The 26624-nt window shown below is 69.2% G+C and carries 28 protein-coding genes, 1 tRNA gene and 1 pseudogene; 15 read left to right on the plus strand and 15 right to left on the minus strand.

Going from position 1 to position 26624, the window contains the following annotated elements; genetic code table 11:
- Positions 1-30: 30 nt before the first annotated feature.
- Positions 31-834: a M15 family metallopeptidase gene (locus ACTOQ1_RS21205; protein WP_440069568.1), complete on the plus strand. Its 804-nt coding sequence runs from the start codon at positions 31-33 to the stop codon at positions 832-834.
- 67 nt (positions 835-901) lie between these two features.
- Here ACTOQ1_RS21205 and ACTOQ1_RS21210 read toward each other — a convergent pair whose 3' ends face one another.
- The gene (locus ACTOQ1_RS21210; protein ID WP_440069569.1) at positions 902-2029 is read right to left on the minus strand and encodes a DUF4328 domain-containing protein; all 1128 of its coding nucleotides are present in this window, start codon (positions 2027-2029) and stop codon (positions 902-904) included.
- A gap of 159 nt (positions 2030-2188) precedes the next feature.
- Here ACTOQ1_RS21210 and ACTOQ1_RS21215 point away from each other — a divergent pair, with 159 nt between their 5' ends.
- On the plus strand, positions 2189-3052 hold the full coding sequence (locus tag ACTOQ1_RS21215) for an NUDIX domain-containing protein (RefSeq protein ID WP_440069571.1): 864 nt from the start codon (positions 2189-2191) through the stop codon (positions 3050-3052).
- Between the two features lie 142 nt (positions 3053-3194).
- On the opposite strand, the gene ACTOQ1_RS21220 is transcribed toward ACTOQ1_RS21215, so the two are convergent.
- Complete coding sequence (locus tag ACTOQ1_RS21220) at positions 3195-3965, minus strand: PrsW family glutamic-type intramembrane protease (protein WP_440069573.1); 771 nt, start codon at positions 3963-3965, stop codon at positions 3195-3197.
- Between the two features lie 94 nt (positions 3966-4059).
- Positions 4060-4686, minus strand: coding sequence for a cadmium resistance transporter (locus ACTOQ1_RS21225; protein ID WP_440069575.1), 627 nt, complete (start codon positions 4684-4686; stop codon positions 4060-4062).
- 111 nt (positions 4687-4797) lie between these two features.
- Here ACTOQ1_RS21225 and ACTOQ1_RS21230 point away from each other — a divergent pair, with 111 nt between their 5' ends.
- The 5 genes from ACTOQ1_RS21230 (at position 4798) to ACTOQ1_RS21250 (ending at position 7773) form a co-directional block, all read left to right on the plus strand.
- Positions 4798-5478: a hypothetical protein gene (locus ACTOQ1_RS21230; RefSeq protein WP_440069577.1), complete on the plus strand. Its 681-nt coding sequence runs from the start codon at positions 4798-4800 to the stop codon at positions 5476-5478.
- Positions 5479-5535: 57 nt separating this feature from the next.
- A complete protein-coding gene (locus ACTOQ1_RS21235; protein ID WP_440069579.1) occupies positions 5536-5958 on the plus strand; it encodes a hypothetical protein in 423 nt (140 codons plus the stop codon).
- 3 nt (positions 5959-5961) lie between these two features.
- The gene (locus ACTOQ1_RS21240) at positions 5962-6348 is read left to right on the plus strand and encodes a hypothetical protein (RefSeq protein WP_440069581.1); all 387 of its coding nucleotides are present in this window, start codon (positions 5962-5964) and stop codon (positions 6346-6348) included.
- Between the two features lie 164 nt (positions 6349-6512).
- Positions 6513-6749: a hypothetical protein gene (locus ACTOQ1_RS21245; protein WP_440069583.1), complete on the plus strand. Its 237-nt coding sequence runs from the start codon at positions 6513-6515 to the stop codon at positions 6747-6749.
- Between the two features lie 148 nt (positions 6750-6897).
- A complete protein-coding gene (locus ACTOQ1_RS21250) occupies positions 6898-7773 on the plus strand; it encodes a protein phosphatase 2C domain-containing protein (protein WP_440069585.1) in 876 nt (291 codons plus the stop codon).
- A 37-nt stretch (positions 7774-7810) separates the two neighbouring features.
- Here the strand turns inward: ACTOQ1_RS21250 and ACTOQ1_RS21255 are convergent, their stop codons facing one another.
- From ACTOQ1_RS21255 to ACTOQ1_RS21265, 3 genes are all read right to left on the minus strand, one after another.
- Positions 7811-8524 carry a hypothetical protein gene (locus tag ACTOQ1_RS21255; RefSeq protein ID WP_440069587.1) on the minus strand — a complete coding sequence of 238 codons (714 nt, stop codon included), beginning with the start codon at positions 8522-8524 and terminating at the stop codon, positions 7811-7813.
- A 419-nt stretch (positions 8525-8943) separates the two neighbouring features.
- Positions 8944-9504 carry a flavoprotein gene (locus ACTOQ1_RS21260; RefSeq protein WP_440069589.1) on the minus strand — a complete coding sequence of 187 codons (561 nt, stop codon included), beginning with the start codon at positions 9502-9504 and terminating at the stop codon, positions 8944-8946.
- Complete coding sequence (locus ACTOQ1_RS21265) at positions 9501-9719, minus strand: hypothetical protein (RefSeq protein WP_440069591.1); 219 nt, start codon at positions 9717-9719, stop codon at positions 9501-9503. The genes ACTOQ1_RS21260 and ACTOQ1_RS21265 overlap by 4 nt, the downstream gene beginning before the upstream one ends.
- A 114-nt stretch (positions 9720-9833) precedes the next feature.
- Between ACTOQ1_RS21265 and ACTOQ1_RS21270 the strand changes: the two genes are divergently transcribed.
- A complete protein-coding gene (locus ACTOQ1_RS21270) occupies positions 9834-10082 on the plus strand; it encodes a cell division protein SepF (protein WP_440069592.1) in 249 nt (82 codons plus the stop codon).
- Positions 10083-10192: 110 nt separating this feature from the next.
- Here ACTOQ1_RS21270 and ACTOQ1_RS21275 read toward each other — a convergent pair whose 3' ends face one another.
- The gene (locus ACTOQ1_RS21275) at positions 10193-10798 is read right to left on the minus strand and encodes a TetR/AcrR family transcriptional regulator (RefSeq protein WP_440069593.1); all 606 of its coding nucleotides are present in this window, start codon (positions 10796-10798) and stop codon (positions 10193-10195) included.
- Positions 10799-10878: 80 nt separating this feature from the next.
- Between ACTOQ1_RS21275 and ACTOQ1_RS21280 the strand changes: the two genes are divergently transcribed.
- Entirely contained in the window at positions 10879-12180 is a 1302-nt protein-coding gene (locus tag ACTOQ1_RS21280; protein ID WP_440069594.1) for a serine hydrolase domain-containing protein, read from the plus strand.
- Positions 12177-13844, plus strand: a complete 1668-nt coding sequence (locus tag ACTOQ1_RS21285) for an FAD-dependent monooxygenase (protein ID WP_440069595.1) — start codon at positions 12177-12179, stop codon at positions 13842-13844. The genes ACTOQ1_RS21280 and ACTOQ1_RS21285 overlap by 4 nt, the downstream gene beginning before the upstream one ends.
- Before the next feature lie 158 nt (positions 13845-14002).
- Here the strand turns inward: ACTOQ1_RS21285 and ACTOQ1_RS21290 are convergent, their stop codons facing one another.
- Positions 14003-15694, minus strand: a complete 1692-nt coding sequence (locus tag ACTOQ1_RS21290; RefSeq protein WP_440069596.1) for a cellulose binding domain-containing protein — start codon at positions 15692-15694, stop codon at positions 14003-14005.
- 663 nt (positions 15695-16357) lie between these two features.
- Between ACTOQ1_RS21290 and ACTOQ1_RS21295 the strand changes: the two genes are divergently transcribed.
- Complete coding sequence (locus ACTOQ1_RS21295) at positions 16358-17356, plus strand: RNA polymerase subunit sigma-70 (RefSeq protein WP_440069597.1); 999 nt, start codon at positions 16358-16360, stop codon at positions 17354-17356.
- A gap of 5 nt (positions 17357-17361) precedes the next feature.
- A complete protein-coding gene (locus ACTOQ1_RS21300) occupies positions 17362-18126 on the plus strand; it encodes a DUF6069 family protein (RefSeq protein ID WP_440069598.1) in 765 nt (254 codons plus the stop codon).
- Between the two features lie 261 nt (positions 18127-18387).
- On the opposite strand, the gene ACTOQ1_RS21305 is transcribed toward ACTOQ1_RS21300, so the two are convergent.
- Positions 18388-18723 (minus strand): hypothetical protein, encoded by a 336-nt coding sequence (locus ACTOQ1_RS21305; protein ID WP_440069599.1) that lies wholly within the window; start codon positions 18721-18723, stop codon positions 18388-18390.
- A 447-nt stretch (positions 18724-19170) separates the two neighbouring features.
- Positions 19171-19308, minus strand: a pseudogene (locus ACTOQ1_RS21310) (IS5/IS1182 family transposase); the annotation flags it as partial.
- A 14-nt stretch (positions 19309-19322) separates the two neighbouring features.
- On the opposite strand from ACTOQ1_RS21310, the gene ACTOQ1_RS21315 reads away from it, so the two are divergent.
- On the plus strand, positions 19323-19508 hold the full coding sequence (locus ACTOQ1_RS21315; protein WP_440069600.1) for a hypothetical protein: 186 nt from the start codon (positions 19323-19325) through the stop codon (positions 19506-19508).
- Between the two features lie 80 nt (positions 19509-19588).
- Here the strand turns inward: ACTOQ1_RS21315 and ACTOQ1_RS21320 are convergent, their stop codons facing one another.
- On the minus strand, positions 19589-20134 hold the full coding sequence (locus tag ACTOQ1_RS21320) for a GNAT family N-acetyltransferase (RefSeq protein WP_440069601.1): 546 nt from the start codon (positions 20132-20134) through the stop codon (positions 19589-19591).
- Positions 20131-21450, minus strand: a complete 1320-nt coding sequence (locus tag ACTOQ1_RS21325; RefSeq protein WP_440069602.1) for a helix-turn-helix domain-containing protein — start codon at positions 21448-21450, stop codon at positions 20131-20133. The genes ACTOQ1_RS21320 and ACTOQ1_RS21325 overlap by 4 nt, the downstream gene beginning before the upstream one ends.
- A 475-nt stretch (positions 21451-21925) precedes the next feature.
- Between ACTOQ1_RS21325 and ACTOQ1_RS21330 the strand changes: the two genes are divergently transcribed.
- Together ACTOQ1_RS21330 and ACTOQ1_RS21335 are read left to right on the plus strand one after the other, a co-directional pair.
- On the plus strand, positions 21926-22771 hold the full coding sequence (locus ACTOQ1_RS21330; RefSeq protein ID WP_440069603.1) for a hypothetical protein: 846 nt from the start codon (positions 21926-21928) through the stop codon (positions 22769-22771).
- A 29-nt stretch (positions 22772-22800) separates the two neighbouring features.
- Entirely contained in the window at positions 22801-23169 is a 369-nt protein-coding gene (locus ACTOQ1_RS21335; RefSeq protein ID WP_440069604.1) for a hypothetical protein, read from the plus strand.
- 85 nt (positions 23170-23254) lie between these two features.
- On the opposite strand, the gene ACTOQ1_RS21340 is transcribed toward ACTOQ1_RS21335, so the two are convergent.
- The 3 genes from ACTOQ1_RS21340 to ACTOQ1_RS21350 form a co-directional block, all read right to left on the minus strand.
- Positions 23255-23734, minus strand: a complete 480-nt coding sequence (locus ACTOQ1_RS21340) for a hypothetical protein (protein ID WP_440069605.1) — start codon at positions 23732-23734, stop codon at positions 23255-23257.
- A gap of 195 nt (positions 23735-23929) precedes the next feature.
- A tRNA-Ser gene (locus ACTOQ1_RS21345) sits at positions 23930-24018 on the minus strand.
- A 119-nt stretch (positions 24019-24137) separates the two neighbouring features.
- On the minus strand, positions 24138-26618 hold the full coding sequence (locus ACTOQ1_RS21350; protein WP_440069607.1) for a nucleotide-binding protein: 2481 nt from the start codon (positions 26616-26618) through the stop codon (positions 24138-24140).
- Positions 26619-26624: the final 6 nt, after the last annotated feature.

Here is a 26624-nt window from a genome sequence, read left to right on the forward strand (position 1 = left end):
GCTTTTGTCCGTTTTTTGAGGGGGCGGCACGTGTCAGATTCCAGATTCACGATCCGCGCGCGGGCCGTGCTCGCGACGGCCGTCGGCTGCCTGGCGGCGGCCTCGTGTGGCACGGCCGCCTCCCAGCCCGCCCCCGCCGCGCCTCCGGCCGCCTCGGCTCCGATCCCGGCGTCCTCGTCCGCCACCGGTGTGTCCGCCCCGGAACCGACCGTCGTGACGCCGACGGCCGGCCCGTCCACCACCGTGTCGCCGACCCCGACGGGCCCGCCGGCGTTCTCCGCGAAGGTCTCCCGGGTCCCCCGCGAACGGCTCGAACACTCGTGGCGGCCCGGATGCCCGGTCCCGGTGAGCGACCTGCGGCTGATCACGATGACCTACTGGGGCTTCGACGACAAGCCGCACACCGGTGAGCTGGTCGTGAACAAGTCCGCGACCGATGACATCGTCGCCGTCTTCCGCCGCCTGTACGACTGGCGCTGGCCCATCTACAAGATGCGGCTCGTCGACGCCTACAAGGCCGACGACTACGCCTCGATCGACGCCGACAACACCTCGGCCTTCAACTGCCGCCCCGCGGAGGGGTCGAGCAGCTGGTCCAGGCACGCCTACGGCCTGGCCGTCGACATCAACCCGCGCGAGAACCCGTACATATACGCCAACGGCACGGGGTCCCACGAGAACGCCCGCAAGTTCTTCAAGCGCCCCGTCCGGGCTCCCGGAGTGATCAACCCGGGCGACCGCGTGGTCAAGGCCTTCCAGCAGAGAGGCTGGGAGTGGGGCGGCTACTGGTCCGGCATCAAGGACTACCAGCACTTCTCCAAGGGCGGGAACTGAGACTCGCGGGAGCGCTTGCCCGGTGGCCCCGGGCCGTTGTCCGAGGGGGCGTCGGCAAGGGCCGGGCTCAGCCGTACGCCGGTGAGACGTCGGCGGGCTGGAGCAGGTCCCAGCGGTTGCCGTACAGGTCCCGGAAGACGACGACCCGGCCGTAGGGCTCGCCGCGCGGGGCCTCCTCGAAGACGACGCCCGCCGACAGCAGCCGCTCGTAGTCGCGGGCGAAGTCGTCCGTGTGCAGGAACAGGCCGACCCTGCCGCCGGTCTGGTCCCCGATCCGGGCCTCCTGCTCGGGACCGACGGCGCGGGCGAGGAGCAGGGCCGTCTCCCGGGCGCCGCGTGGGCGGACGGTCACCCAGCGCTTGCCGTCGCCCAGCGGCGTGTCCTCCAGAAGCTCGAAGCCGAGGACGTTGAGGTAGAAGCCGATGGCCTCGTCGTAGTCACGCACGACGAGAGTGGTGAGCCCCAAGTAGGACCCCACCGGCGGCCCGGGCCTCTTCAGGGGTCGTCCCCCCGCCGGCAGGCCGGCACGGGCGTTCTCCTGAAGCTTGGTGATCGTCAGGACGACCCCGGCGGCGAGCACGCCCGTGACGATCGGCAGCGGGACGCAGGCGACCAGGGTGACGGTCTCCAGCGCGGTCATGCCCGCGTTCCCGAAAGCCACGAACGCCACGAACGCCACCTCCATCACCGTCCACAGCAGCCACGCCGGCCACCACGCCCAGACCAGACCCGAGCGGCGTCCCCGGTAGAGGTCGGTTCCCGGCCGCAGCCCGCCCGGCCGGGAGGTGGTCAGAATGTCGTCGACGAGCCCCTTGGGGACGAACAGGTTGACGAGGGGAGCGAACCACCCGAACACCAGGAACGGCGTGGCGTACCTGTGGAAGACCCCGGGAGAGATCGCGTACGCGTTGCCCCGGGCGCGGAACAGCCAGCACACGAAGGCGATGCCCGCCAGCAGGGGGATGATCGAGAAGAGAAGGACGACCGGGGAGAGGAGCAGCGCGTACAGGGCGTTCCACTGCCGGACCGCCAGCCATGACCAGCCCTCCCGGGAGACGAGCAACAGCGTCGAGGCGCCGGCGGAGACGACCGAACTCAACGCCATCAGGGTGAGGGCGACGGTCGCGTACGCGCGGATCGGCCGCAGAAGGCGGACGGGCGCGAAAAGCGCGCTCGGGTACACGCTCGAGTGCATGGGAGTCCTTCAACGAGGATCAAGGCGGCCAGTATGCCGGATCACGACATAGCGCCCTTAATGCTTTTCCGCCCGCCGGCTGCCTCCTTCGCCACCGGCGTCTCCCCGGTGGCCGGGGGGCGGGAAGTGCGCGGCCGTGCCCTGATGCATCATTGGTCCATGACGGCCGGGGACGGGGACGGATGGGCTCGCTGCGATCTCGGGCACCGGCACTGGGGGGTGCACGGCGCGGCAGGCCTGCTCGCCGTCCACCACGACGCCGCGGACGGCCCCCGCGTCCTGATGCAGAAACGCTCCGCGTGGAGCCACCACGGCGGCACCTGGGGGCTGCCGGGCGGTGCCCGTGACAGCCACGAGGACACGATCGACACCGCCCTGCGCGAGGCCTTCGAGGAGGCCGCACTGGACGGCACCGGCCTGCGGGTCCAGGGCGTCTACCTCGACGACCACGGCGGCTGGTCCTTCGAGACCGTGATCGCCGAGGCCGCCGAGCTGCTGCGCGCGATCCCCGCCAACACCGAGAGCGACGACCTGCGCTGGGTTCCCGCCGAGGAGATCACCGCCAGAAGGCTCCACCCCGGTTTCGCCGCGACCTGGCCGGTCGTCGGCCTCGCACTCACCCCCTCCCTCGTCGTCCTCGACGTCGCCAACATCGTGGGCGCCCGCGCCGAGCACGGCTGGTGGCGGGACCGCGCGGGGGCGGCGGCCAAGCTGCTCGCCGAGGTCGGCGCGCGTGCCGCCGACGGCCGGGTGGCCGCGCCCGACCGCGCCCCGGTGCTGGCCCGCTGGTTCCCCCGGCTGACCGCGGTCGTCGAGGGCGCCGCCCGCGACACCGCCCCCGCGCCCGGTGTCTCCGTGATCGCCGCGCCGGGCAGCGGGGACGACGCCGTCGTCCAGGCCGTACGGGACGCCCGCCCCTGGGAGCGCGTCCTGGTCGTCACCGCCGACCGGGGGCTGCGCGAGCGGGTCACGGAACTGGGCGCCGAGGTCATCGGGCCTCGGTGGCTGCTGGCGCAGGTGTGATGTTCCACGTGGGACGTCGACGCGATATCGCACGGTGAGGGGCGTATCCGAGCTTCGAACCGGCCCGCGCGCCCGTGAGGTCAGGCGCGGGAGGGCTCCGGTTCCGTGAGGTCAGGCGCGGGAGGGCTCCGGTTCCGTGAGGTCAGGCCCGGGACGGCTCCGGTTCCGGGATCGGCACCGGTTTCAGATCTCGGGTGGCCCGGTGGAACAGCCAGTAACTCGCCGCGGCGACGACGAGGAAGAGCAGCCTGGCCGGCCCGGGGATGTCCAGGACGAGCAGGCCGTCACTGAGCGAGTGGAGTGTGGCCGCCGCGACGAAGGCGGCGACGACGGGCAGGGTCACGACCGCGCGCCTTTTGACCTGCCAGGCCCCGAAGGCCACCGCGCAGACCAGGCCGGTCCAGACGAGGTGGCTGAAGGGGGTGCTGAGGCCGCGCAGGAAGAGGACCGTACCCGCGCCCACGGCACCGTCGTGGTTGGCGATGCTCTTCCAGGCGTAGGCCATCGACTCCATGATCGCGAACCCGGTCGCGCAGGACAGGCCGAGCGCGACCCCCGCGGCCTTGGTGAGGTGACGGCCGGTGAGCGCGACCGCGAGGGGCGGGACGAGTTTCGCGGGCTCCTCGATCCAGCCGACCCGCAGGATCGAGGTGCTGTTCTTCGCGGAGATGAGGAGCGCGTCGAAGTAGCCGCCGAGCAGGAGGGCGACGCCTCCGCCGAACAGGAACATGCCCATCAGCGTCATGGGCGGCACGCTGGTGGCGACGTGGATACGGTCGTGGATGGCGAGCAGGAGGGCGAGGGGCCCGGCCGCGGCCCCGTAGAAGAAGGCCGCGGGCAGGAGCGCCTGGTTGCCGGCCGCCTGCATCATGGCGATGAGCGAGAAGGACAGAACGATCAGGGCGATCCACACTTTGAACCATCGATGCCGATAGAAGCGCAAATGGTCTCGCATGGTAAGTAATTCCCCAGTACGTTTGCCCTAGATTCGGGCGATTTGTCGATATTTATCTAAATATCGACTCCGCCACGATGACGGCACCGATGACCATGAACACCACGGGCACCAGCCAGGCCCCCGTCCGCTCCACCAGGGCGATGACCTTCCTGTGCGACCCGAGCCAGGAGGCCGCCGCGCACCAGACCGCGACGAGCACCGCGAACACGGCCACCGTGACGGCGCTGGACGCCGGGCCGATCGTGCGGAACATCGGGGTGTAGACGGAGATGTTGTCGGCCCCGTTCGCAATGGTCACCCCCGCGATCGAGAGCACGCCCGAGGCGACCCGGGGTGCCCCGTCGCCGTCGCCGTCGCCGTCGCCGTCGTCGCCGTCGTCGCCGTCCTTCCCGGCTCTCCCGGCTCTCCCGGCTCTGACCAGCCCCCACACCCCCATGCCGAACGGCACCAGGCCGAGCAGCCCCACCCAGCGGTCCGGCACCACCGCGAGGCCGAGCGCCGCCGCCGCCGAGACGGCCACCAGCGCGGCGATGCCCGCGTACTGGCCCACGACGATCTGCCAGGGGCGGGGAACGCCTCCCGCTCTGGACGCCAGGAAGAGCACCGTCAGAATGATGATGTCGTCCACGTTGGTACCGGCGAAGACGGCGACGGCCGTACCGATCGTCTGAATCACGCGCGCATTATGTCGGCTCCCGTCGCGGGTGCGCGATGACCGTGGCCAGCCGAGAGCCGCGGGAGTTATGATCACCTTCATCCGCTCTTGTCATTTCCCCGGAGACCGCACGTGGGCTATCCGCCGCAGTACGGCCAGCCGCCACGGGGCGAGACGGGACGAGGGCTGGTCGTGATGGTCGTCATGGCCATCGGCGTGGCCATCGGGGCCGTCGTCACCGTCTTCATGGTGTTCAACCCTCCCTCGTCGCCGCCGAGCACGGCGGCCCCGACACGCGGCGGCGAGCACTCGGAGCATTCGGAGGCCTCGGTCCGCCAGGCCGTCCAACCGGCGCTCGACGCCTACAGCAGCGGGTCGTACGGCGACTTCTGGGACCTGTGGACCACCGAGGCACAGGGACTGATCGCCCGGGAGGAGTATGTGCGGCTGTTCGAGATCTGCCCCCCGATCCTGCCGAACTCCCCGCTCACCATCGCCACCGTCACGATCACCGGCGACCTCGCCAGTGTCCAGGCGACCCGGCTCGACGACTCGACGGACTTCGACTTCGCCTTCGAAGGCGGTACGTGGCGGTACGAGCCCTCACCCGAGGAGCGGCTCACCTACCAGGCCCCGGTCGACCAGATAGCCGAGCAACGGCGAGCCATGGGATTCTGCGGCGCGGTCGCCCCCACCTCCACCCCCGGTGCGCCCACCCCCACCCCTCCCACCGACCCCTCGGTGCCCACCGTTCCTACGAATCCCGCTGTTCCCACCGATCCCGCCACTCAGCCGTCCGGGTTCCCGCAGTGATGACCTTTGGCCCAGAAGTGCTGCCATAATCGACAATTCACAGCTACTGTCGAACGCATGGCCCACTCCATGCCGGCATGGCGAGACGGCACAGGATCGGAAAAACCATCATCGAATGATCACGATGGCGCCAGACAAGAGTCGGATTCGGTTCCGCTGTGGCTGGCCCATCTCCAGCTCAGAGAAGGACAAAAGGCAATCGGCACGCCAGCTTCCGATACATCTATCACCATAGAGCTGGATAAAGCGGATTATGAGGCGCTTTCCCGTAAGGCGCGACTGACCGGAAACCGTGTCGCCGACGTGCTCCACGCGGCCGTCCAGCGAGAGATCGGCAACAAACCTCACGTGATCACCCTGATGCACCGCTGGAACCTGCATCGCGAAGACCTCGACACGGCGGCCGACTCCCTCGGGGTCGACCAGCTCTCCGAGGCGGAGTGGGGCCAGATCGGCATACGCCGTTTCCGGAGGCGCTGAGCCATGCTTCCCGGTCGAGTGCTCGACGTGAGCGCACTGGTCGACATCGCGGTGGCGAAGACCGAATACTCCCGGAGCGTCGCCGCCATGTGTCTCTTCCGTGGCGGCGGGATATGCGTCCCGGCCACCAGCCTCGCGGCCGTCCTGTCCATCTCCCCGCTCTCGACCCAGGAGGAGCTGTTCGAGCTCGTCACGACGCCCGGCGTGAGGATCGACGACTTCACCCACGGGAAGGTGGGGGACATCGCGGAGATCCTCGACGGATCGCGCGACATCACGGCCGGACACGTCGTCTGGTGTGCCCGCGCCACCCGCTGGCCCATCCTCACCGATCGCGGGGCGGAGCTCGTCCAGTACGACCAGAACATCGGGATCGATCCCCTGCCCTAGCGATCTCCGCTCCCGGTGGCCCACGGCGGTCTCTGTGACTACGGCCCTCGCGAGGCCCGGTCCGAGGAGGGGGCCGGCCGCCCATACCTTTCCGGTCGAAAATGATGCCAAATATCGTCACGCGCACGATCGATTTTCGGGGCCGCGGCTTTCACACTGGGAGAGTGACATTCCAGACGAGGCGCATCAAGCTAGACATTCCTGACGGACCAGAATACGACCAGGTGCGCGATATGCACGGTCACGCGGTCACGGTGTTCGCGTCCACGGAGATCAACGGCGAACGTTCCCTGAAAATCGGCAGCCGGACTTTGCTGCTGAGGAAGGTGGGGGTGGACGAGGACGACGAGGGACCGATGGACGTCTATCGAGCCGAGTCGATTTCGGAGCCCTCCTACTGACGTCGTGGCGGTACGTCACGGAGGACCACCGCGAGGGATGTCCGGGCGGGGGACGCGTGGGAGTACGCCGTTCCAACGGGGGAACTCGTGAGGGAAACGTGCACGCCCGTCCAGCGCGGGCCCGTCCAGCACCAGGAGCCCCGAACCGATGCGCATCACCTTCGCCACCGAAGCGGCACCCGGCAGACAGAACGCGGACACCGGCAGCACCGGGAACGCCGGAAACACAGCGGGCAACGACGGCAACGAGGACTTCTTCGGGGCGACCCCGGACGCCTTCGTCCTCCTCGACGGCGCGGGCACCCCGGCGGGGGCGGAGTCCGGGTGCGATCACGGCGTCAGCTGGTACGTCCGTTCCCTGGGCTCGACACTCCTCGCGGGCATGACGCAGGACACCGGAACGCTCACGGAGATACTCGCGAACGGGATAAAGGCCGTCGCCTCCCTCCACGACTTCGTCTGCGACCTCACCCATCCCGGATCGCCGTCCGCCACGGTGGTCATGGTCCGCCGCACGGCGGGCGACCTGGACTTCCTCGTCCTGGCGGACTCCGTCCTCGTCCTGGACGTGGTCGGCCAGGCGGAGCCGACGGTCGTCTGCGACGACCGGGTGGACCGGATCGGCAGGGCGCACCGGTCGACCATGGACGGCCTCGCCCACGGAAGTGCCGAGCACGTCACCGCGCGCCGGGAGTACGTGGAGACCATGCGGGACCACCGCAACCGCGAGGGCGGCTTCTGGATCGCCGCCGTCGACCCGCTCACCGCCGAGCAGTCGCTCACCGGCACCCTCCCCGCCCACCGGGTACGGGCGGCCGCCCTGCTCAGCGACGGAGCCTCCCGGCTCGTCGACCTGTTCGAGCTGGCCACCTGGCGTGAGGCCCTCGACACCCTCGAACGGTCCGGCCCCGGAGAGCTGATCCGCCGGGTCCGCGAGGCGGAGCACACCGACCCCGAAGGCTCCCGCTGGCCCCGGACGAAAATCCACGACGACGCGACGGCCGTCTATTGCCTGTTCGGCTGATCCCCGGCCCGCGTGGCAGGTGATCAGCCGCTGCCCCTCACCCGGACGGCGCCGGACCGTCCAGATGGTGGAACAGCTCGTGCGCCGAACCGATGCTCGCGCGCAACGCCTGCTCCAGCTCGTCGGCCTCGCCGGTGAGATGCCCGATCTCGGGCATGCTCAGGCCGTCGGCCCCCGACTCGGCGAGCAGTTCCTCGTAGCGGGGCAACCGCTCCACCAGCGCCTCGATCTGGCTCCGGGCCCGGTAGGCACGTTCGGCGTCGGCGACATGAGCCGCGTAACGCTCAAGCGCCTCGACCCGCGCGGTGACGGCGCTCTCGCTGCCGGCGAGCACGCGTTCCAGCGGCTTCATCACGGCCGCCACCTCCTGGGTGACCCCGCCACGCATGAGATCGCGGTGTTCTCCACGAAGGGAGGACAACTTGGCCAGCAGGCGTGCGACCTCCCATTCCTGTGGCGGCAGCATGACGGCGTTCCGTACGTCGTCGAGCAGTCCCTCGGCGTTGACGCGCGATCGCAGGACGGAGTCGACCGCCAGCCGCGCCCGGCCGAACAGGCGGCTCGCGGCGGCGTCGAAGTCGTCGGGGAGAAGATAGGAATCGCGGTGGCGGTGCGCGAGCTCGAACAGTTCCTGCTCGGGGCTGTCGCTCTCCTCGGAATCCCTGGCGGCCCTGATCGCCGCGAAAACGAAGTACGCGAGCATGACGAGCAGCAGGATTCCGAGCCCGGCCCCTTTTTCGAGGGAAAGCACCGCCAGAAAGCCGACCGCCGCGAACATACCGGCGACAGCCGGGAGAACCGCGGATCTCCTCGGCGGATTCTCCAGCGGCCTCCAACCGGCCCGTATGCGTCTGAGCAGTGATGGATTCGCGCGAAGCAAACCCGCGACCTCGGGCGGCAGCCCGGGATCGACCACCACACCGGGCCGCGGCCTTCCTGAGGCTTCCAGATCCCACCGTCCTTCCTTCCGGTGGTCATTGTAAGACCCGGAAGCCCGACGACATATGAGTCACCGGCCGGGAGAGGAAGAACATCGGAACAGGCCGGAAACATGAGAATCAATGATTATTTCACGTCACACAATGACTACGGACACATAATGAGATTCTGGTGCAGACCGATAATCGCGGAGAATCGACGCGTCCGATGGCGCCGGTTCCTCGCCGCTCGCTATGACCGATCAGCGCGCGTCCGGTGAGCCTGTTTCCCCGAGATCTCCGTGAGAGCGAGGGCCCAGGGGTGGCTCTCCCGGCTTTCGTCTCCGGTGGCGGCCGGGTCGGGCTCGGAAGCGCTGGGCAGGACACGGACGCCTTCGGCCCGGAGGCCTTCGACGCTCCGGCGGAACGGCGCGCGGGTGGCGAGAGCGTCGTTGACGAAGGGCAGGACGACCACGGGGATGCCGAGGCCGGGGGCCTCGGCGAGGAGGCCGAGGGCGTAGGTGTCGGCGATGCCCTGGGCGAACTTGTTGACGGTGTTGTACGTGGCGGGGGCGACGATGATCACGTCGGCTCGCGGGGGCTTGGGCTCGTCCGGTGTCCGGTACCGGCTGCGGACGGGGCGTCCGGTCTGCCTCTCCAGGGCGGGGACGTCGACGAAGTCCAGCGCGGACGGGGTGGTGACGACCTGGACGGTCCAGCCCTCGTCCTGGGCGAGGGTGACGAGACGGCCGACGTCCCGGGCGGCACCGGCCGCGCACACGATGACCTGGAGAAGCCTGCCGGACTCGGTCACGCGATCACTCCCGGGACGAGCAGCACGTCACAGGAGTCGATCCCGGCGAACGCCGCGCTCGCGATGAGAGCCAGGGACCCGGCGTCGTTCCGTACCGTCCCGGCCTCGGCGGCCGCGAACACGACGTCGGCATCCGGCAGGAATCTGAGCCCCTCGTACGGGCCGACCGCGTCAAGCGCGGTGAACCGGTCGAACAGCGGTATGACGATGCGCACGGTTCCCCCGGTGGTGAGCGCGGTGGTGAGCGCGGTGGTGAGCGCGGTGGTGAGGTGCCACCCACGCTTCGGAAGACATCTTGACGGGCGTGACGGACAGTGGAGACTTGCGCGGTGGTCAAAACACTACGTCCCCAGAACTACAACGAGGCGATCTACGTCGGGCACTTCTTCCGCACGGGGGTGCCCGTGGTGATGGACCTCAACGGGCTACCGGACGACGAGGCGAAACAGTTCGTCGACTTCGCCGCCGGCCTGGTGTTCGGCAGAGGCGGGGACATGGACCGCCTGTCGTCCAAGGTGTTCCTGCTGATGCCGCACGGACGGGGCGATCGAGTGCCGGTCGCCGAAGAGGTGCCATAGGCGGGTGACGTGCCGGTGGTGCGGCGGATCGACCGGCGTGCCCCGGTCCCCCTCGGCGGGAAACCACCGGGTCCCCCTCGTGCGGTGTCCGGCGAACGGGCGCCCGTCCTTCACCCTGCCCGGGGACCGGTCATGCCGTCGAGCAACTGGCCCACGATGCGGTCTCGCAGGTCGTGGCCGACGGCGTGGCCGTCCGCTTCCGTGCCGAAGACGCCGGCGAAGCGCGGAAGGAAGATGGGCAGGGCGATCAGGGCGCACAGCGCCGTCCCGTAGGCCACCTCGAAGGAGCAGTCCGCGCGGAAGGCGCCCTGTTCCTGCCCCTGCCGGTACAGCTCGCGAAGCGCCGCGGGAAGCATGTCGGCCACCGGCGGTGTGGTGGCAGGCCACCCGGCCAGCGCCTCGTGCACCAGCAGCGCCGTCAGGCGCGGCCTGGCCGTGATCACGTCGACGAAGCCCGCCAGGACCTCGCGCATCCCCTGGTACGGCTCGCGCTCGGCGGCTCGATCGATGATCGGGCGCCACGCGTCGGCCATCTCGGCCATCTCGGCTTCCAGCACGGCCGCGTACAGCGCGTCCTTGCTGCCGAAGTGGTAGTAGATCATGCGCTCGTTGACGCCCGCCCGCCGCACGATCGACTGGACCCGGGTTCCCTCGCGACCGCGCACGGCGAACTCCTCGGCGGCCGCGGTGAGCAGCAGGGAGCGACTGTCTGGCACGCAGTAACTATTTACCGCAGAGGCTCGCATCGCAAGCGGGGCCCTTGACGGTCGTTAAGTAAATATTTACTGTAACGGCCATGGATGCGACGGACCACGGCCCGCCGACGAACCGGCGGAGCATGCTGAAGGCGAGTCTGATGTCAGGTGCGGCGATGCTCCTCGGCGGAGGCTGCACCACCGAGGAGGCCCCCCGGAGCAGAGGGGGGAGACCCACGGCGAGCGACCCCGTGCGCGGATCGACGGCGCCGGGTTTCGAGCCGGTACGCGCGGCATTCGCGGAGAACTTCCGGCGCAACGGCGAGGTCGGCGCGGCCTGTTGCGTCTACCTGGCCGGACGAGAGGTGGTGAACCTCTGGGGCGGCACGGCCGACCGGACGACCGGCCGGGCGTGGGAACGGGAAACGCTCATTCCCGTGTTCTCCACCACGAAGATCGCGACGGCGGTCTGCGCCCACCTGCTCGTCGAGCGTGGCCGCCTCGACCTGGACGGACCGGTCGCGAAGCACTGGCCGGAGTTCGGCGCCGCGGGCAAGAAGGACATCCCCCTGTCATGGCTGCTCTCGCACCGCTGCGGCCTGCCCGCCCTCGAACGACCGTTCTCCATGGCGGACGTCCAGGCGTGGGATCCGATCGTCGAGGCACTCGCCCGGCAGCGGCCCGCCTGGAAACCCGGCACGGCACATGGCTACCACGCCCGCACGTTCGGCTGGCTGATCGGCGAGCTGGTCCGGCGCGTCACCGGCCGCCCGCTCGCGACGTACTTCGCCGAGGAGGTGGCGCGCCCGCTCGGCCTGGACTTCTGGATCGGGTTGCCCGGCGAGCTGGAGCGGCGCGTCGGACGGCTGATCCCGCCCGAGCCTCCGGCCGGCCTGGACCCCGCGACCCTGCCCGCCCCCCTGCGCCGCATGCTCGCCGCCAGGTCCGACCCCGGCTCGCTGAGCAGCCGGGCGCTCACCTGGCCCGAGCTCGACGACAACAGCCGCGCCGTGCACGCCGCGGAGATCCCGGGACACAACGGGATCGCCACGGCGCGGTCCCTCGCACGGCTGTGCGCGGCACTCGTCGGGGAGGTGGACGGCGTACGCCTGCTGCCGCCGCGGACGGTGGAGGCCGCCATCCGTACGCGGTCCGACGGGCCGGACCGCGTGCTGTTCGTCGACACGAGGTTCGGGCTGGGCTTCATGCTCCACTCACCCTTCTCGCCCTTCGGCGGTACCGGCCGTTTCGGGCACACCGGATCCGGAGGCGCGCTGGCCTTCGCCGATCCCCGCACCGGCGTGGCCCTCGGCTACGTGGTGAACAGGATGGCGCCGGGCCTGCTGGGCCCCGACCCGCGCCACACCGCTCTCATCGAAGCGCTACGGAGGTGCCTGCCATGACCGCCGACGTCATCGTTGCCGGAGGTGGCCCGGTCGGACTGATGCTGGCCTGCGAGCTGCGTCTCTCCGGCGCGCACCCGGTGGTGCTGGAACGGCTGCCGGAGCCGGGCGACGTCCCCAAGGCCAACGGCCTGGTCGGCCAGATCGTGCCGATGCTCGACTACCGCGGCCTGCTGGAGCGGTTCGCCGCCGGAGCGCCCTTCGCCGGGCCGACCCCGTTCTTCCAGTTCGGCGCGATACCGCTGGACCTGCGCAGGCTGGGCGTGAGCCCACTCCACCTGCTGCCGATCCAGCAACCCCGCCTCGAACGGCTGCTGGGCGAGCGCGCCCGGGAACTCGGCGTGGAGATCCGGCGCGGGCACGAACTGACCGCCCTGGAGCAGGACGGCGACGGTGTGACGGCCCGCGTGCACGGGCCCGGCGGGGGCTACCGGCTGCGCGGCCACTACCTGGTGGGCTGCGACGGGGCACACAGCCTCGTACGCGAACAGGCCGGTATCCCCTTCCCCGGGACGACCGGGCACGAGGTGGCCCGCTTCGGCGACGTCGTCCTGCCCACCTCGGTCGTCGTACCCGGCACCGGGGAGCTGGAGGTGCCCGGAGCGGGCCGCGTGCGCCCCGGCTTCACCCGCACCGCGACCGGCGTGTTCGTCCACGCGTCGTTCAGGCCGGGCGTCCACCGGATCGCCGTGATCGAGTGGGCGGACCCGCCGCCCGGCCTGACCGTCCAGGGCGGGAACGGCGGGGACGGCGGGAACGGTCAGGGCGGGGACGGCGGCGGGGACGGCCAGGGCGGCGGCAGCGGCCGGGGCGGTCCCATCTCGCTCGACGAACTGCGGCAGGGCGTACGCCGTGTGCTGGGCACGGACCTGCCCGTCGACCGGCCGGTGTGGCTGTCGAAGGTCGGGGCGAACAGCCGGCACGCGGAACGCTACCGCTCCGGCCGGGTCCTGCTGGCCGGTGACGCCGCCCACGCCATCGCCGCGTTCGGCGGGCCGTCGCTCAACGTGGGCCTTCTGGACGCGGTCAACCTCGGCTGGAAGCTCGCCGCGCGCGTGCGCGGCTGGGCACCCCCCGGACTCCTGGACACCTACCACGACGAGCGGCATCCGGTCGCGGCACGGGTTCTCATGCACACCCAGGCCCAGTCGGCCCTCATGGCACCCGGTGGTGGCGTCACGGCGCTGCGCGAGCTGTTCGGCATGATGCTCGAACACGAAGAGCCGCTCCGCCGGCTGGGGCGGATGCTCCAGGGTTCCGACGTCCGCTACCCGGTGGACCCCGCCGGATCGCCGCACCCGCTGCTGGGCTCCTTCGTACCAGACTTACCGCTCACGATCGGCGAGGACGCCACCCCGATGACGAAGCCTTCGCGCGCCGCCCGGGGTGCGGGGCCCTCGCACGCCACCCGGGTGGCGGAACTCCTGCACGCCGCCCGGCCGGTACTCCTCGACCTCGCGGACAGGCACGACGTGCGCGACCGCGTCTCGGCGTGGGGAAACCGCGTCGACGTGGTGACGGCCCGCTGCCCCGACCCGCCGGCCGACGCCCTGCTGATCCGGCCGGACGCCCACGTGGCCTGGGCGGTCGCCACCGGCGAGCCCCTCGGAGAAGACCTCGACCACGCCCTGACCCGCTGGATCGGCACCGGAACGACGAACTGAGAGACTCCGGGCCGCCTGTCGGCGGCCCTTCTGTCACGGCCGCCCGCCCACCGTCACCGTCCTCGGCGAACGCTTCGTACGGACCGCCGACCTTCCGCAGGCTGACCGGAAACGCCGGTCGGGCTTCTGGGGTTGTCTCACCCGTCTTCACTCGCCGGTCAGACCACGGTGCAGGCGATGCCGTTGAGGGTGAAGGCGGTCGGTTCGGCGGTGTTGCCGGTGTGGGTGGCCTGGAAGCCGATGTCGATGGTCGCCCCGGGGGCGAGCGCGGCGTTGTGGCTGACGTTGCGGGCGCTCACCTGGCCGCTGGAGGGCGAGTAGGTGGCGTTCCAGCCCGAGGTGATGGACTGGCCGGAGGGCAGGGTGAAGACCAGCGTCCAGCCGTTGATCGTCGAGGTCCCGGTGTTGGTGATGCTGATGTTGGCGGTGAAGCCGTTGTTCCAGGAGTTCATCGTGTAGGCGACCCGGGGCCCGGTGCCGGGTGTCGGGGTGGGCGTCGGAGTCGGGGTGGGGCTCGGGGTGGGGGTCGGGGTGGGGCCGGAGCCCAGGCTGGTCACGAAGGTCATCACGCTTCGGGCGGGAAGCGTGACGGTGAGGGAACCGTTCGACATGGTGGTCGCCCCCTGGGGCGCGACGTTCCTGCTCGCGTCGGTCAGCCAGGACGAGACACTGGACGATCCGGTGCTGTTCGCCACGGTGAACTGCTGGCTCACCGCGGAGGTGCCCTTGTTGACGGCGACGATGACGATCGAGGAGTCACCGCCCCGGTACGCCGAGACGTAGACGTTCGACGCCGGGTTCGCCGTCGCGTCGACCCGCACGTATCCGGGGCGGACGAACCTGGCGAAGTGCGCCATCATCGCGCCGCGCTTGCTGATCTGGCCGTCCTCCCGCATGGGGCCGTAGCTGCGCCGGATGTACCACCAGATGTACGCCTGGAACTCGGCGTCCACCATGGCACGGTGGATGTGCTCCCCCACGTCGAGCGCCTGGGGCCAGAGGTCGGCCGAGTCGCTGCTGTTGGGGTGGTAGACCTCGGTCATCCACAGTTCCTTGCCCGCGCCCTTCTGCTTGAAGAGGGGGTAGGGGAAGTTCGAGAACTGCGTGCCGTAGAGGTGCGCGCCGAGGATGTCCATGTTGGCGAGCGCCACGGGGTCGTTGAGGATCGGGTCCGAGATGTTCTTCAGGTACTGGAAGGACTCGGGCGCGATGACCCTGGTGTTGATCGAGCCGGCGTTCTCCCGCATGAACCGGAGGATCTCGGCGGGAGTCCACCACGTCCAGTCATGCGCGTAATCGGGCTCGTTCTGCACTGATATGCCGTACAGGTTCACCCCGTTGTTCCGCATGTGCGTGCTGAAGTCGTTCAGGTGCTGGGCGTAGGCCGCGTACATGTTGGACCTGAGGCGTTTGGCGTTGGTCTGGCTGCCGCGGACGAAGGTCTCGACCATGCCGGCGGGGGGATTCCACGGCGACGCGATGACCGTCGCCCCGAGCTCGATCGCGCGCCTCGCCGTCGCCACGTCACGGCTCCAGTCCGCCTGGTTCTCGGGGACGGGGATCCTCAGCACGGAGAACCCGAGCCGGCCCTCGCCGGTGCCGAACGCCGTTTCCCGCTGGGCGGCCGTCAGGTCGCCGATCCAGGACGCGAAGGTCATGCCGCCGAAGCCTCGGATCGTCTGCCGCTGTGCCGACGGGTTGATGACCGCCGTGGCGGCCGCGGCCTCCGAGGCTCCCATGACCGTGCCCGCGGCCGTGAGGATCGGCAGGGCCCCCATCGTCGTCAGGACGGTTCTCCGGCTCAGCGGCTTTCGCTCGCCGCTCGCGGGCTCATTCTGATCTTGCGTCATGTCTCGTCCTTCTGCCTGTCGGTGCTGATCCGCGCCTTCTGAGTCCCGTTGGCCCACCAGGCGCCGGCTCCCGGCGTCGTCATGGGACGAACCTTGATTGTGTTATCGCTAACATGAGCGGCTGTTATCGGCTCCCGAAATTGTTGGCGTTAACATCTCCCTGTACGAACCGGCGTGCGAGGGCGACGGCGATGTGGAGCACTCAGGTGGTCGCGCGGGGGGTGACACTCCAGCGGAGTGTGGTTCCGTCCCGGCTGGCGGGTCAAGCACGAGGCGGGCCGGTGAGCAGGCGAACTGCGTGAACCTCTCGCCGAGCCGTGAAAATTTCAGATCAGGAACCCGCGGCCCCGCGTCGGTCCCGCGGTCGAAGATCAATCACAGATCCCTGATTCCATGGTTCACAGTTCACGCAGGTAGGGCGGGGAGGATCGGCACGCGAGCCGCTATCTCTCGCTCGATCATCCCGAGCGGGTCGTGGCCGTTCACCGTACCGACGCGGGGGTGCCCGTACTCACCGGCGGCGGGCACTTCGCGCCCGCCTCGCCGTACCGCGCGTCGTGCTCCGTCACCGGATCGGCCATTCCGACCGATCCCGGTGATGAGTTGTCGCGCCCGCACCCGTCACACCTACGACGGGACACGACAAGGCGGAAGGATGACGCGATGAGTGCGGACACGCGGCTGGAGGATCTGGGCGTGAGCGGTCTGGACGAGGTCGACGAGCCGGCGTTCTCGGGGCTGGCGGAGCGGCACCGGCGGGAGCTGCACGTGCACTGCTACCGGATGCTCGGGTCGTTCGAGGACGCCGAGGACACCGTGCAGGAGACGTTCCTCCGTGCCTGGCGGCGGCGGGAGACCTTCGAGGGGCGGTCGACGTTCCGGGCCTGGCTGTACCGGATCGCCACCAACGCCTGCCTGGACCTGCTCGCCAAGTACCGACCGGAGCCCGCGACCGGCGGCGAGGTGCGGTGGCTGCAGCCCTACCCGGACCGGCTGCTCGACGAGCTGCCCGCGGGCGACGCGGACGAGCCGGAGACCGTCGCCGTCGCGCGGGAGACGATCGAGCTGGCGTACCTGGTCGCGGTCCAGCACCTCGCGCCGCGCCCGCGGGCCGTGCTGATCCTGCGGGACGTGCTCGGCTGGCCGGCGAAGGACGTCGCGGAGCTCCTCGGGGACTCCGTCAACTCCGTGAACAGCGCGCTGCAGCGGGCCCGCGCCGGCATGCGGGAGCACCTGCCCGCCGAGCGGCAGGACTGGACCGGCGGCGAGGAGGACGCCGGGACGCGAGAGCTGGTACGCCGCTATACCGACGCCAGCGTGGCCACGGACGTCGACGGGCTCGCCGCACTGCTGCGAGACGACGTCCGCTGCTCGATGCCGCCCACGCCGGGCCTGTACGTCGGCCGCGACACGGTGGTGAACGACTGGATCGAGAGCGGCTTCGAGAGCATGAAGCACCTGCGCGCCGTCCTCACCTCCGTGAACCGGCAGCCCGCCGTCGCCTTCTACCTCTGGCGGAAGCAGGAGGGTGCGTACCTGCCGCTGACGATCGACGTCCTGCGCGTCACCGGTGGGGCGATCACCGAGATCATCACGTTCCACGACGACCGGTTCCCGCGGCTCGGGCTGCCGGAGCGCCTGCCGGCGGACGGCACGGAGTAGTCCCGGTGCTCCCGGTGCTCCCGGTGCGGACGCTCGCACTGCGAGGTGGCGCGCGTGTCGCGGTGGTCGCGGCCGAGTGGTGCGACGCGTTCGGCGTCGTCACCCACGGGCGGGTGCAGCTGGAGCTGCGCGACGGCGAGCCCGGGCCGGTCCTCGGACGCGACGCCGGGTTCTGGCTCCGCGGCACCGGCGTCCGCGCCCTGCGCAACCCCGGCCGCCGCACGGCGAGGGTGCGCATCGTCACCCCCGGGGCCAGGACCGTCACCTGCCGGTCAACACACCCCTACGCCAGCCGCCGAATGATGGAGGATGACATGAACAGCATGAACGACACCGGGGCCGTCGCAGGCCCGGCATCGGGCCGGACCAGCCGCGCCCACCGGCTCCGCGGGCTCGCCGGCACCGGCTTCGTCGCCACGCTCGCGGCGATGGTGGCCACCACCCTCGCCGCCGCGCTTGCCCAGGCCGTCGGCGTCGACTTCGAGGTCCCCGATGGTGGTGAGACGATCCCGTTGCCCGGGTTCGCCGTGGTGACCGGCTTCTTCTCGGTCGTGGGCATCGTCATCGCCGTCGCTCTTCTTCGCTGGAGCGCTCGCCCCGCCGAGCGATTCGTGTGGACGGCGGTGTCGCTGACCGCGATCTCGCTGGTCCCGCCCTTCCTCTCCGGGGCGGACACCGCCACCGTCATCGCCCTCCTCGGGCTGCACCTCGTCCCTGCGACGGTGATGATCCCCACCCTGGCGCGGAGCCTCCGCACCCGGACCGATTGACGACCCCGCGGATACTTACCGCTTGACCCGCGGAGACAGGATCACGCGAAGGTCAACTCGTACACCACTTCGCTGGACGTGACCCGGCCTGAGTGTTCGCCTCTACTGGTTCACCCGCTCTGAGCTGCGGCTTCAGGACGAAAAAGGCTCAGTAGCTCAACAGGAGGTGGGCCTGTCCGAACCTTGGACAGGCCCGCCCTGCTCTGGCCCGAGAACCCTTACGGGATCGCGAACCCCTAGGTAACTACGATTCGGCAGCGGCTAGCAAGCAGTCTTGCCCGCGCTGAACCCGGCGTTGAAGCCATGTATGTATGCGGCATCCTGCAGCGCGGGGCTGAGGGACCTGAAGCCCTCCTTGTTCTTGCATGCGGCTATCCCGGCCGTGTATCCCTCGCTCCAGCCATTCGAGCACAGCTTCTTGAGCTTGCCCTTGAATGATCGGCTGCACACGGGCGGCGCGACCTTCAAGGTCGCCATGGTGTAGCTGTCGCCGACGCCTACGGACGTTGGAACGGCCGAAGCTTGCGAGATGTCGACCGTTCCAAACATGAGGGCGACGGCTAGTGGACTGGCAATGAGCAGGCATTTTCCGTGCATCTTCGCCTCCTTCCCGAATGAAGCCACTTCGACAACCGCGACTTCGTTTGCGGAAATAGCGCTAAGGACGACTCAAGGGAGCCAAACCTTATGGGGTCAGCCTTGATAATTTCTGCTTTCTTAACCTCCTCGAAGGAGCCCTGGCTACGGCTCCCAATCTCCACCACCGCCCATTAGCGATGTTCTCCGACATCGCGTGCCGGTTGGGACGATGCGCTTACCTACACCATGGGCTTCGATTTTTCGGCGCGTCCAGGCATTTGGATTCGATTTGAGCATCACTTTCACTTCTACTCGCAGATCTCCGAGATCTTAACTAAACCTAAAAGGGCATGCCCGTTTACGCTCAGCTTCAGGGGATAGCGAGAACGCCTTACCCATGAGCCGTCCATCAGACGGGATGGAAGTTCTTACAGGTCAGTTCTCCTGCAGAGCCAGTGAACGTTTTCATCCTGCCTCGCGCATTTGAAGGGTGCGGATGGCTTTGACCAGCTGGCCCGCGCGAAGAGGGCAGCAGTGGAGTTTGCGCAGGATGCGCCAGGTCTTCAGTGTGGCATTCGCGCGCTCACCAGGGCCGCGAAGTTGGAAAGGGCTCGCTGATGCGCACGGCCCTCAGCTGGAGTGCCCCGGGATGGGTGATGCTGCTGGCCACCATCAGTCTCCTGGTCGCGATCGTGCTCATCATGTACGCCGCCACCCGCTCGCCCCGCCCCGCTGTCCTGCGCCTGTGCGCCTACAGCTGCGCGGCCACCGCGGCGATCGCGACCCTCAACATCTCCGAGTGACACACGAAGAGCCCCACCGTCTTTGGGCGGTGGGGCTCTCGTCGTTCCCCTGAGTGCGCTCTCACGGTGGAGTGTCGCCTCTATCGCTGGCCGAAGTCCAGCACCAGAGCGTCGGAGGTCCTGGAGTCAGGCGCAGCTCGGACAGGACCCACCACCCTCCATCCCCAGCGTTGGTACATGGCGTGGGCGGGAGCTTCGGGATCAGCCAGCAGCGTCGCATACGGCGCGTCCTGCTGGGCCAGCAGCGTCTCCAGGAGCCGCCGGCCGATGCCACGCCGCCGGTAGTCCTCCCGGACGTCCAGCTCGATCACCGCGAACCTCGGCGAGCCCGCCAGCTCGGCGGGAGCAGGAACGCTCTCCCCTCCCCACCACCGATCCGCCCCGAACACGAAGCCGAAAGAGAATCCCACGAGCTCTCGCCGGTCCCGGGCCGACACCAGAACGAAAGTGTCATTCTGCACCTGCTGGCCCGTGCGCTGCAGGAACCGCTCGCGACTGTAGAGCGGTCCGGCCAAATAAGGCCTCTCGGCATAATTCTCCAGGTACAGGCCGATGTACTCCTCGTTGAGTACTTCGTAGGCAGCCTCACCTGTCAGGGGCCGATATTCGATATCAGTATCAGTCACTCATCCTCTTTTGCCGCTGTTATAGCGAGACGCTCCCGATACTCCGCAATGGCGGTGGTCTTGTGACCTGCTGGCGCGACATCAGCCACACCATGAGCGACATGCAGCACGAACCTCGTCGTATGCTCCGGCCCGAGGCCCTCCACGATCGATGCTGCAGCTCGAAGGCCGTCTTCCACGCTGCCGTCCCGGACCTCAGAAGCCGCTTGGTGCAAGCGGATCTGCGCTATCGCCCGGGCGCGGTCGGAAGGGTAGGAGTCGAGTGCCTCCTGCTGAGCAGAGGCCGAGGCTGGGCTGCCTGTCATGGTCTGCACGAGAGACCGGGTGTGCAGCAGCCGGGACTCCGACCATCCCTCCAGGGACATCTTGTCGCGGGTGATGGTGTCGGGAAGCGTGGCGAAAACGTCGGCCTGCCGCTCCAGGCTGTCGCGCGCGCCGGCGTGGTCACCCATGAGGGCCAGCGTGTAGGCACGGGCGCACAGGGCCTCTGCTGCGGCGCGCCCTGGATGCTTGGCGGTGAGGGCGAGAGCGGCATTTGCGCGCGACAGCGCCAGGGCCAGAGGTCGGCCTTCGTACACAGCTTGGACCGCTTCCCAGGCATATGCCGAGGCAGTGACTTCGCTGTTGCCGGTCTGGGCGGCGGCCCGGCGCGCGGAACCCCACCAGTGCCGTGACTGGTGGGTGTGTCCGGCCGCCCCGAGTACGTAGGCCAGGAGGAACGTCAAACGGGCGTTCAGCATCGCCCAGCCAGCCGCGTCGCGGCTGGGTACGGTCGGCAGCGTCTGCTGCAAGGTCAGCAGATCCACCGACAGGTCACGGATCACCTCAGCCAGGGGACGTGAGACAACCCCGTGAGCGTGCTCCCAGGCGATTTCGTTCCACTCGTCCAGGTCAGGCCCGCCGAGCTGCGTGTCCACGATGGTACGTAGCTGCTCCAACCCTGGCAGCAGGGTGGATGCGCCTACTCCTACAGCGCCGAAAAGAAGCCGTCTTCGTGCTTCGTTCATACCGACAGGATCCGGCAGAGTCGGCGATCCCGCCAGCGGCACCGCCCCGGTTTTGGCCGCGTGGACGAGCTCGTGGAGAGCGGTCAGAGCGCCATCGGCGCGGTAGAGCCTGTCAAGGCTTTCGACGGCTTCGATCGGCGCGAGGCGCTCGCCACGCTCCCAGTGACCATGCACCGAAAAGTCGATATTGATTTGTGCCGCCACGTCTTTGAGGGAGCCTGCCCGGTACTCCCTCCAGCGCCTTAGGGATGCGCCGAAAAGGGCGATCGGCGACTTCGAAGGATCAACTGCGTCCGGCCGACGAGGCATGACCACCTCCCGCCGTATTGGCCAATTTGGCTGATCCTATTGGCCAATACAGATCTCTAGATGGGCGTTGAGCTTCCCTTCACTATGGCACGTGAGGCAGAACCGAACGGACCCGTTCTGCCCAACTAATGCCCTATGCGCCTTTTCCACTTTTTGTCTTTTCTGCACCGAAAAGGGCATGAATGGCGCCTGCTCTTGTCGAAACGTCTCAGCAGGCAGGCGCACCGCCCCGGCACGAAAGGAAACGGTGATGACCTACCGCACGACGGTCCCGCCCCACGGCGCGGTGGTGGCAGACCGGGGCCTGCAGCGAGCTCACCGCCTGGCTTGAGACCCTCCGGGAGGCGGCGTGAAAACCTCGTACGACGTCAAGGTCTGGGATATCAGGCGGAACCAGTCCAGTAAGGCACCGTCGTATGAGTTGCGATGGGCTGTCGGACGTCGCCGTAAGTCACGGACCTTTCGCACAAAGGCATTGGCCGAGAACTTCCAGTCCGATCTCCGGCAGGCGGCCAAGCGCGGTGAGGCATTCGACGAGGAGACCGGACTTCCGCTCTCCATGCTGGCTGTCAAAAGCGCGGTGAAATGGTTCGGCTTCGTCATGGCGTACGTGGACATGAAATGGCCCCACGCGGCAGCGAAGACCCGCGACAGTCTCACCGATGCCCTGGCGACCGTGACGCCTGCTCTGGTCGACGAGGACGCGTCGGGGAGACCTGATCCGCTGGTCCTCCGGGAGGCTCTCCGGCAGTACGCCCTTCCTCCTGCCGCTCGGCAACTCGTACGGCCGGAGGCCATCCGTACGGCTCTCGCCTGGCTCGAACGGCACTCGCTCCACATCGCCGACCTGAACAAGGTCCGGAACGTACGGCTCGGCCTGGACGCGCTGACGCTTCGGCTCGACGGCGGGGCCGCCGCTGCCACCACGATCGCCCGCAAGCGGTCGGTCTTCTACAACGCCCTTCAGTACGCGGTGGACCTGGAGGAGTTGCCCTCCAACCCGATCGACAAGGTGAAGGCGTGGAAGCCTCCGAAGGTCCGGGAGGTCGTGGATCGGCGTGTGGTGGTCAACCCGGTTCAGGCGCGCGAGCTGCTCACCGCGGTGACCTACGTGAGCCGTCTCGACCGTGGCCGGCACCTGCGCGGTTTCTTCGCCTGCCTCTACTTCGCCGGTCTGCGCCCGGCCGAAGCACTCGGGCTCCGCAAGCAGGACTGCCACTTCCCGCGACGGGCTGGGGGCGGCTCGTCCTGGCCAAGTCCAGGCCGCAGACGAACAAGAAGTGGACCGACAGCGGTGAGGCTCACGACGATCGGGGCCTGAAGCACCGGGCCGAGAACGAGGGCCGTCCCGTGCCGATCCCGCCCGAGCTGGTGGCCATCCTGCGTGAGCACATCGAGGAGTTCGGCATCCATGAAGACGGCCGGCTGTTCCGGACCTCGCGCGGCGGAGTGATCTCCATCGGGACCTACTGCGAGGTGTGGAAGGCTGCGCGAGCCTTCGCGTTGACTCCCGAACAGCAGGTCTCACCCCTGGCGGCCCGGCCGTACGACCTGCGGCACGCGGCAGTGTCCCTCTGGCTCAATGCCGGGGTGGCGGCTTTAGACGTGGCTGAGCGGGCAGGGCACGGGGTGGACGTGCTGCTCAGGGTCTATGCAAAGTGCATCGACGGGGGTGTGGAGATCGCCAATCGTAGGATCGACGACGCATTGGCCGCATGATCGGTCATGCACTGAAGAGGCTCCGAAACCACCGGGGCCTCTTTGCTTTCTCCCAGTAATTCCAAGACAGCCTCATTCGCTTGAGTCAAGCGCCGGCGGTGGTCCAAACCATATCGAGCTTGGCCAACAGAAGCCTGGCGCCGGGCCGGTGGCCTCCCCCTTCGGATGGATCATCCATGACGCGGTGGAGCACATCTGTAGCGCTACGAACGCGACTCGTGATGCCTTCGATCAGAGCGACGGATCCGGACGAGGGATCTTCGTAGGTTTCGAAACCCGGCTCGGGCTGAAAGCAGCCCCACCAGTCCAGCAGCGTGTTGAGAGCCTCCTGCCGGGGCGGGCCTGGCCGGTCGCCGATGACCCGCAGGAACACGCCTGTAGCCGGGACGGCGGCCGGGTAGAGAGTGCCGGCGTGATCGTTGCTGACCGCGGACCGCAGATCGGCCAGCGCGCGGACGGCTCGTCCAACGGAGACAGAGAGTGCCAACGCCTCCACTGCGGCTTGAGCATCCTCGGGACGGTACCAACGCGGGCCGGGTATCCGACTCCAGTCCACTATCTCCACCGTCGCTCCTCGAAGACGTCTCGTAGCGCTTCTTCCGACGCGACCTGCGCGGATGCGACCAACATCATTCCGCGCATATTCCGCGAACACCGACTCAGGGCCGCTCAGAGCGGCATACGGCTGCATACCCCGGAAACGATCAACGGCGCCTCACCGAGGCCGAGTGCCTGGTCAGACGCCGTTCGTGATGCTCGGCGGAGAGCGTGGGATTCGAACCCACGAGACCGGTCACCCGGCCTAGCGGTTTTCAAGACCGCCGCCATCGTCCACTAGGCGAGCTCTCCTGGTGACACGTCCGGAGAACGTGTCAGATTGCACCCTAGTCTCTCATTGACCCGGGCGTGCCCGGACCCGGCGGACGCCTCGTCTCCGATTCGGGGACGAGGCGTCCGCCCGGTGTGGGTCAGGGCTGGGGACCCGCGAAACCGTCGCCGACCGAGGCGGCCAGGCGGAGGTAGGACTCGCGGGTGCCGGGCTGGAGCCTTTCCAGGTCGATCTCCGCGCCCTCCTCGAGGTGCGGGTCGTAGGGGACGCGGATGACGGCGCGGCAGCGGGCCGCGAAGTGGGCTTCCAGGCGGTCGAGGTCGACGGTCGACTTCGAGCGCGGACGGACGCTGCACAGCACCACGGTCGCGGAGCGGACGAGCTCCTCGTAGTGGTGGGCCTCCAGCCAGTCGAGGGTCGCCGAGGCGGCGCGGGCGCCGTCCACGGAGGGGGAGCTGACCAGGACGAGCTGGTCGGCCAGGCCGAGCACGCCGGACATGGCCGAGTGGAGCAGGCCGGTGCCGCAGTCGGTGATGCAGATCGAGTAGAAGTTCTCCAGCACCTGGGAGACCGATTGGTAGTCGGCCGCGCTGAAGGCCTCGGACACCGACGGGTCACGGTCGGAGGCGAGGATCTCCAGGCGCGACGGGGCCTGGGAGGTGAAGGCCCGGATGTCGACGTACCTCTTGATCTGCTGCCGCTCGTTGAGCAGGTCGCGGACGGTCGCGGAGGTTTCGAGCTCGACCTTGTCCGACAGGGTGCCCCGGTCGGGGTTGGCGTCGACCGCGATGACCCGGTCGCCGCGTACCTGGGCCAGCGTGGCACCGAGGCCGACCGTGGTCGTGGTCTTGCCGACACCTCCCTTGAGGCTGAGTACGGCGACGCGGTGGTGGCCGGTGGCCACCGGAGTGCGTGCGCGGCCGACCAGCTCCCTGCGGCGACGGACCTCCGGGGACTCGCCGGGCTTGATCAGCCCGGCCGACGCCTTGTAGACCAGCTTCCGCCAGCCCCCGGCGGGCGCGTTGCGACGGCCCCTCAGCAGCGACTCCGGATCCAGGCTGTCGGCGGACTGCCGGGGAGCCGTGCCCGGAGGTTGGTGCCTGGCCGGTGCGCCGAAGGCGGGTGCCGGGGTCGTCTGGCGGCGGCGTGCCTGGTACGGCTCCCGCACCGGTTCGGCCGCGTCCCGTCCCGGCGCGAAGGGGCTCTCCCGTTCCACGCGCTCCTGGGACGAGTCCCGCTCGGGGGCGGGGGGCGCGTCCCGTCCCGGCGCGAAGGCCGTGGGGCCGGAGAACGCGGCAAACCCGGAAGAACCGGAAGGAGACGGAGCCGAGCTGGAACGCTCCGTGCCGAAGGAGCCACGGGAGCCGGAGGCGGTGTCCGTACCGAAGGAGCCCGGGGAGGACTCCGGGCCGAACGCGCCCGAGGTAGCGGGACGCTCCGGCGCCGCGGCCGGTTCCGGCCTGTCGGTGCCGAAGGACTCGGGAGCCCGGAACGAGTCGGCGGGCTCCGGCTTGGGCTCGGAACCGGACGCGGGGACGGGCGCCGGAACGGGCTCGAAGCGATCCGAGTCGGGTTCGAAGCGCTCGGGCGCCTGCCTGGGCGGCTCCTTCACCACCGACGTCACCGTGGACTCGAAGGACTCGAAGGGTTCGAAGATCGTACGGTCGCGGTCGTGCTCGGCACCGGCGGCGGGGAAGCGGTCGGCCTCCGCGGCACCTGACGAGAACCGGTCGCCACCGTCGGACGCACCGGACGTGCCGGTCTCGGACCCACCGGATCCGGTCGTGCCGGACGCCGACCGGTCGGCCTCGGCGGTTCCGGCGGTTCCGGCGGTTCCGGCGGTTCCGGCGGTTCCGGCGGTTCCGGCGGAGAAGTCTCCGCCGGTCGAGGAGCCGGTGGATGAGCCGGTCGAGGAGCCGGTGGAGGAGAAGTCCTTGCCGCCCGAGGTGGAGCGCGTGCCGCCGCTCCCGAAGGAGAAGTGGTCGGAGTCGGTGCCGCCGAACTCCGTGCTGCCGAAGGTGAACCGCTCGGTGTCCGAGGACGAAGGCTTGAGCGGCTCCAGGTCGGAGGGCTCGGCCGAGACGGAGGCGGGAGCGGAGGCGGAGGCGGTGAAGGGTTCGGCCGGCTCCGCCTGGCGCCGGGGTTGCTCGAACAGCCCGCGGGACGGCTCCTGGGCGGGCGCCGCGAACGGGGTGCGAAGGTGCGGCTCGGTGAAGTCGGCGACGCCGTGGTCGCCGGTGTCGCCCTCCTCCTGGCGCGGCAGCGGCTTGAGCGGCGCGAGGAAGCCGTCGTTGTCCTGCTTGCCGGATACCGGAGCGGGCACGGTGAAGGAACTCACCGTGTCGGAGGCCTCCATCCACTCGGCCGCGTCGGCGTCCTCCACCGGCGGGTCGGCGGCCGGGTGAGCCGAGTCGACGGCCGCGCGGAACAGTGGCGAGGACGTCGTGTCCGGCTCGGTCGGGACCAGACTCCAGGGGTCCTTCGGGTACGGCGAGACGACGGCGTCGTCCACCGCGCCGGCCTTCACCGCCAGGGCGGGCGCCTCCTCCTCCTGCTCCTTGATGGCGTCGAGCCATGCGAGCTGTTCCTCGAGAGATTCCTCACGATCGTGTCTTGCCACCGTGTT

The sequence above is a fragment of the Streptosporangium sp. OZ121 genome, assembly GCF_051918885.1.
GTDB lineage: Bacteria > Actinomycetota > Actinomycetes > Streptosporangiales > Streptosporangiaceae > Streptosporangium.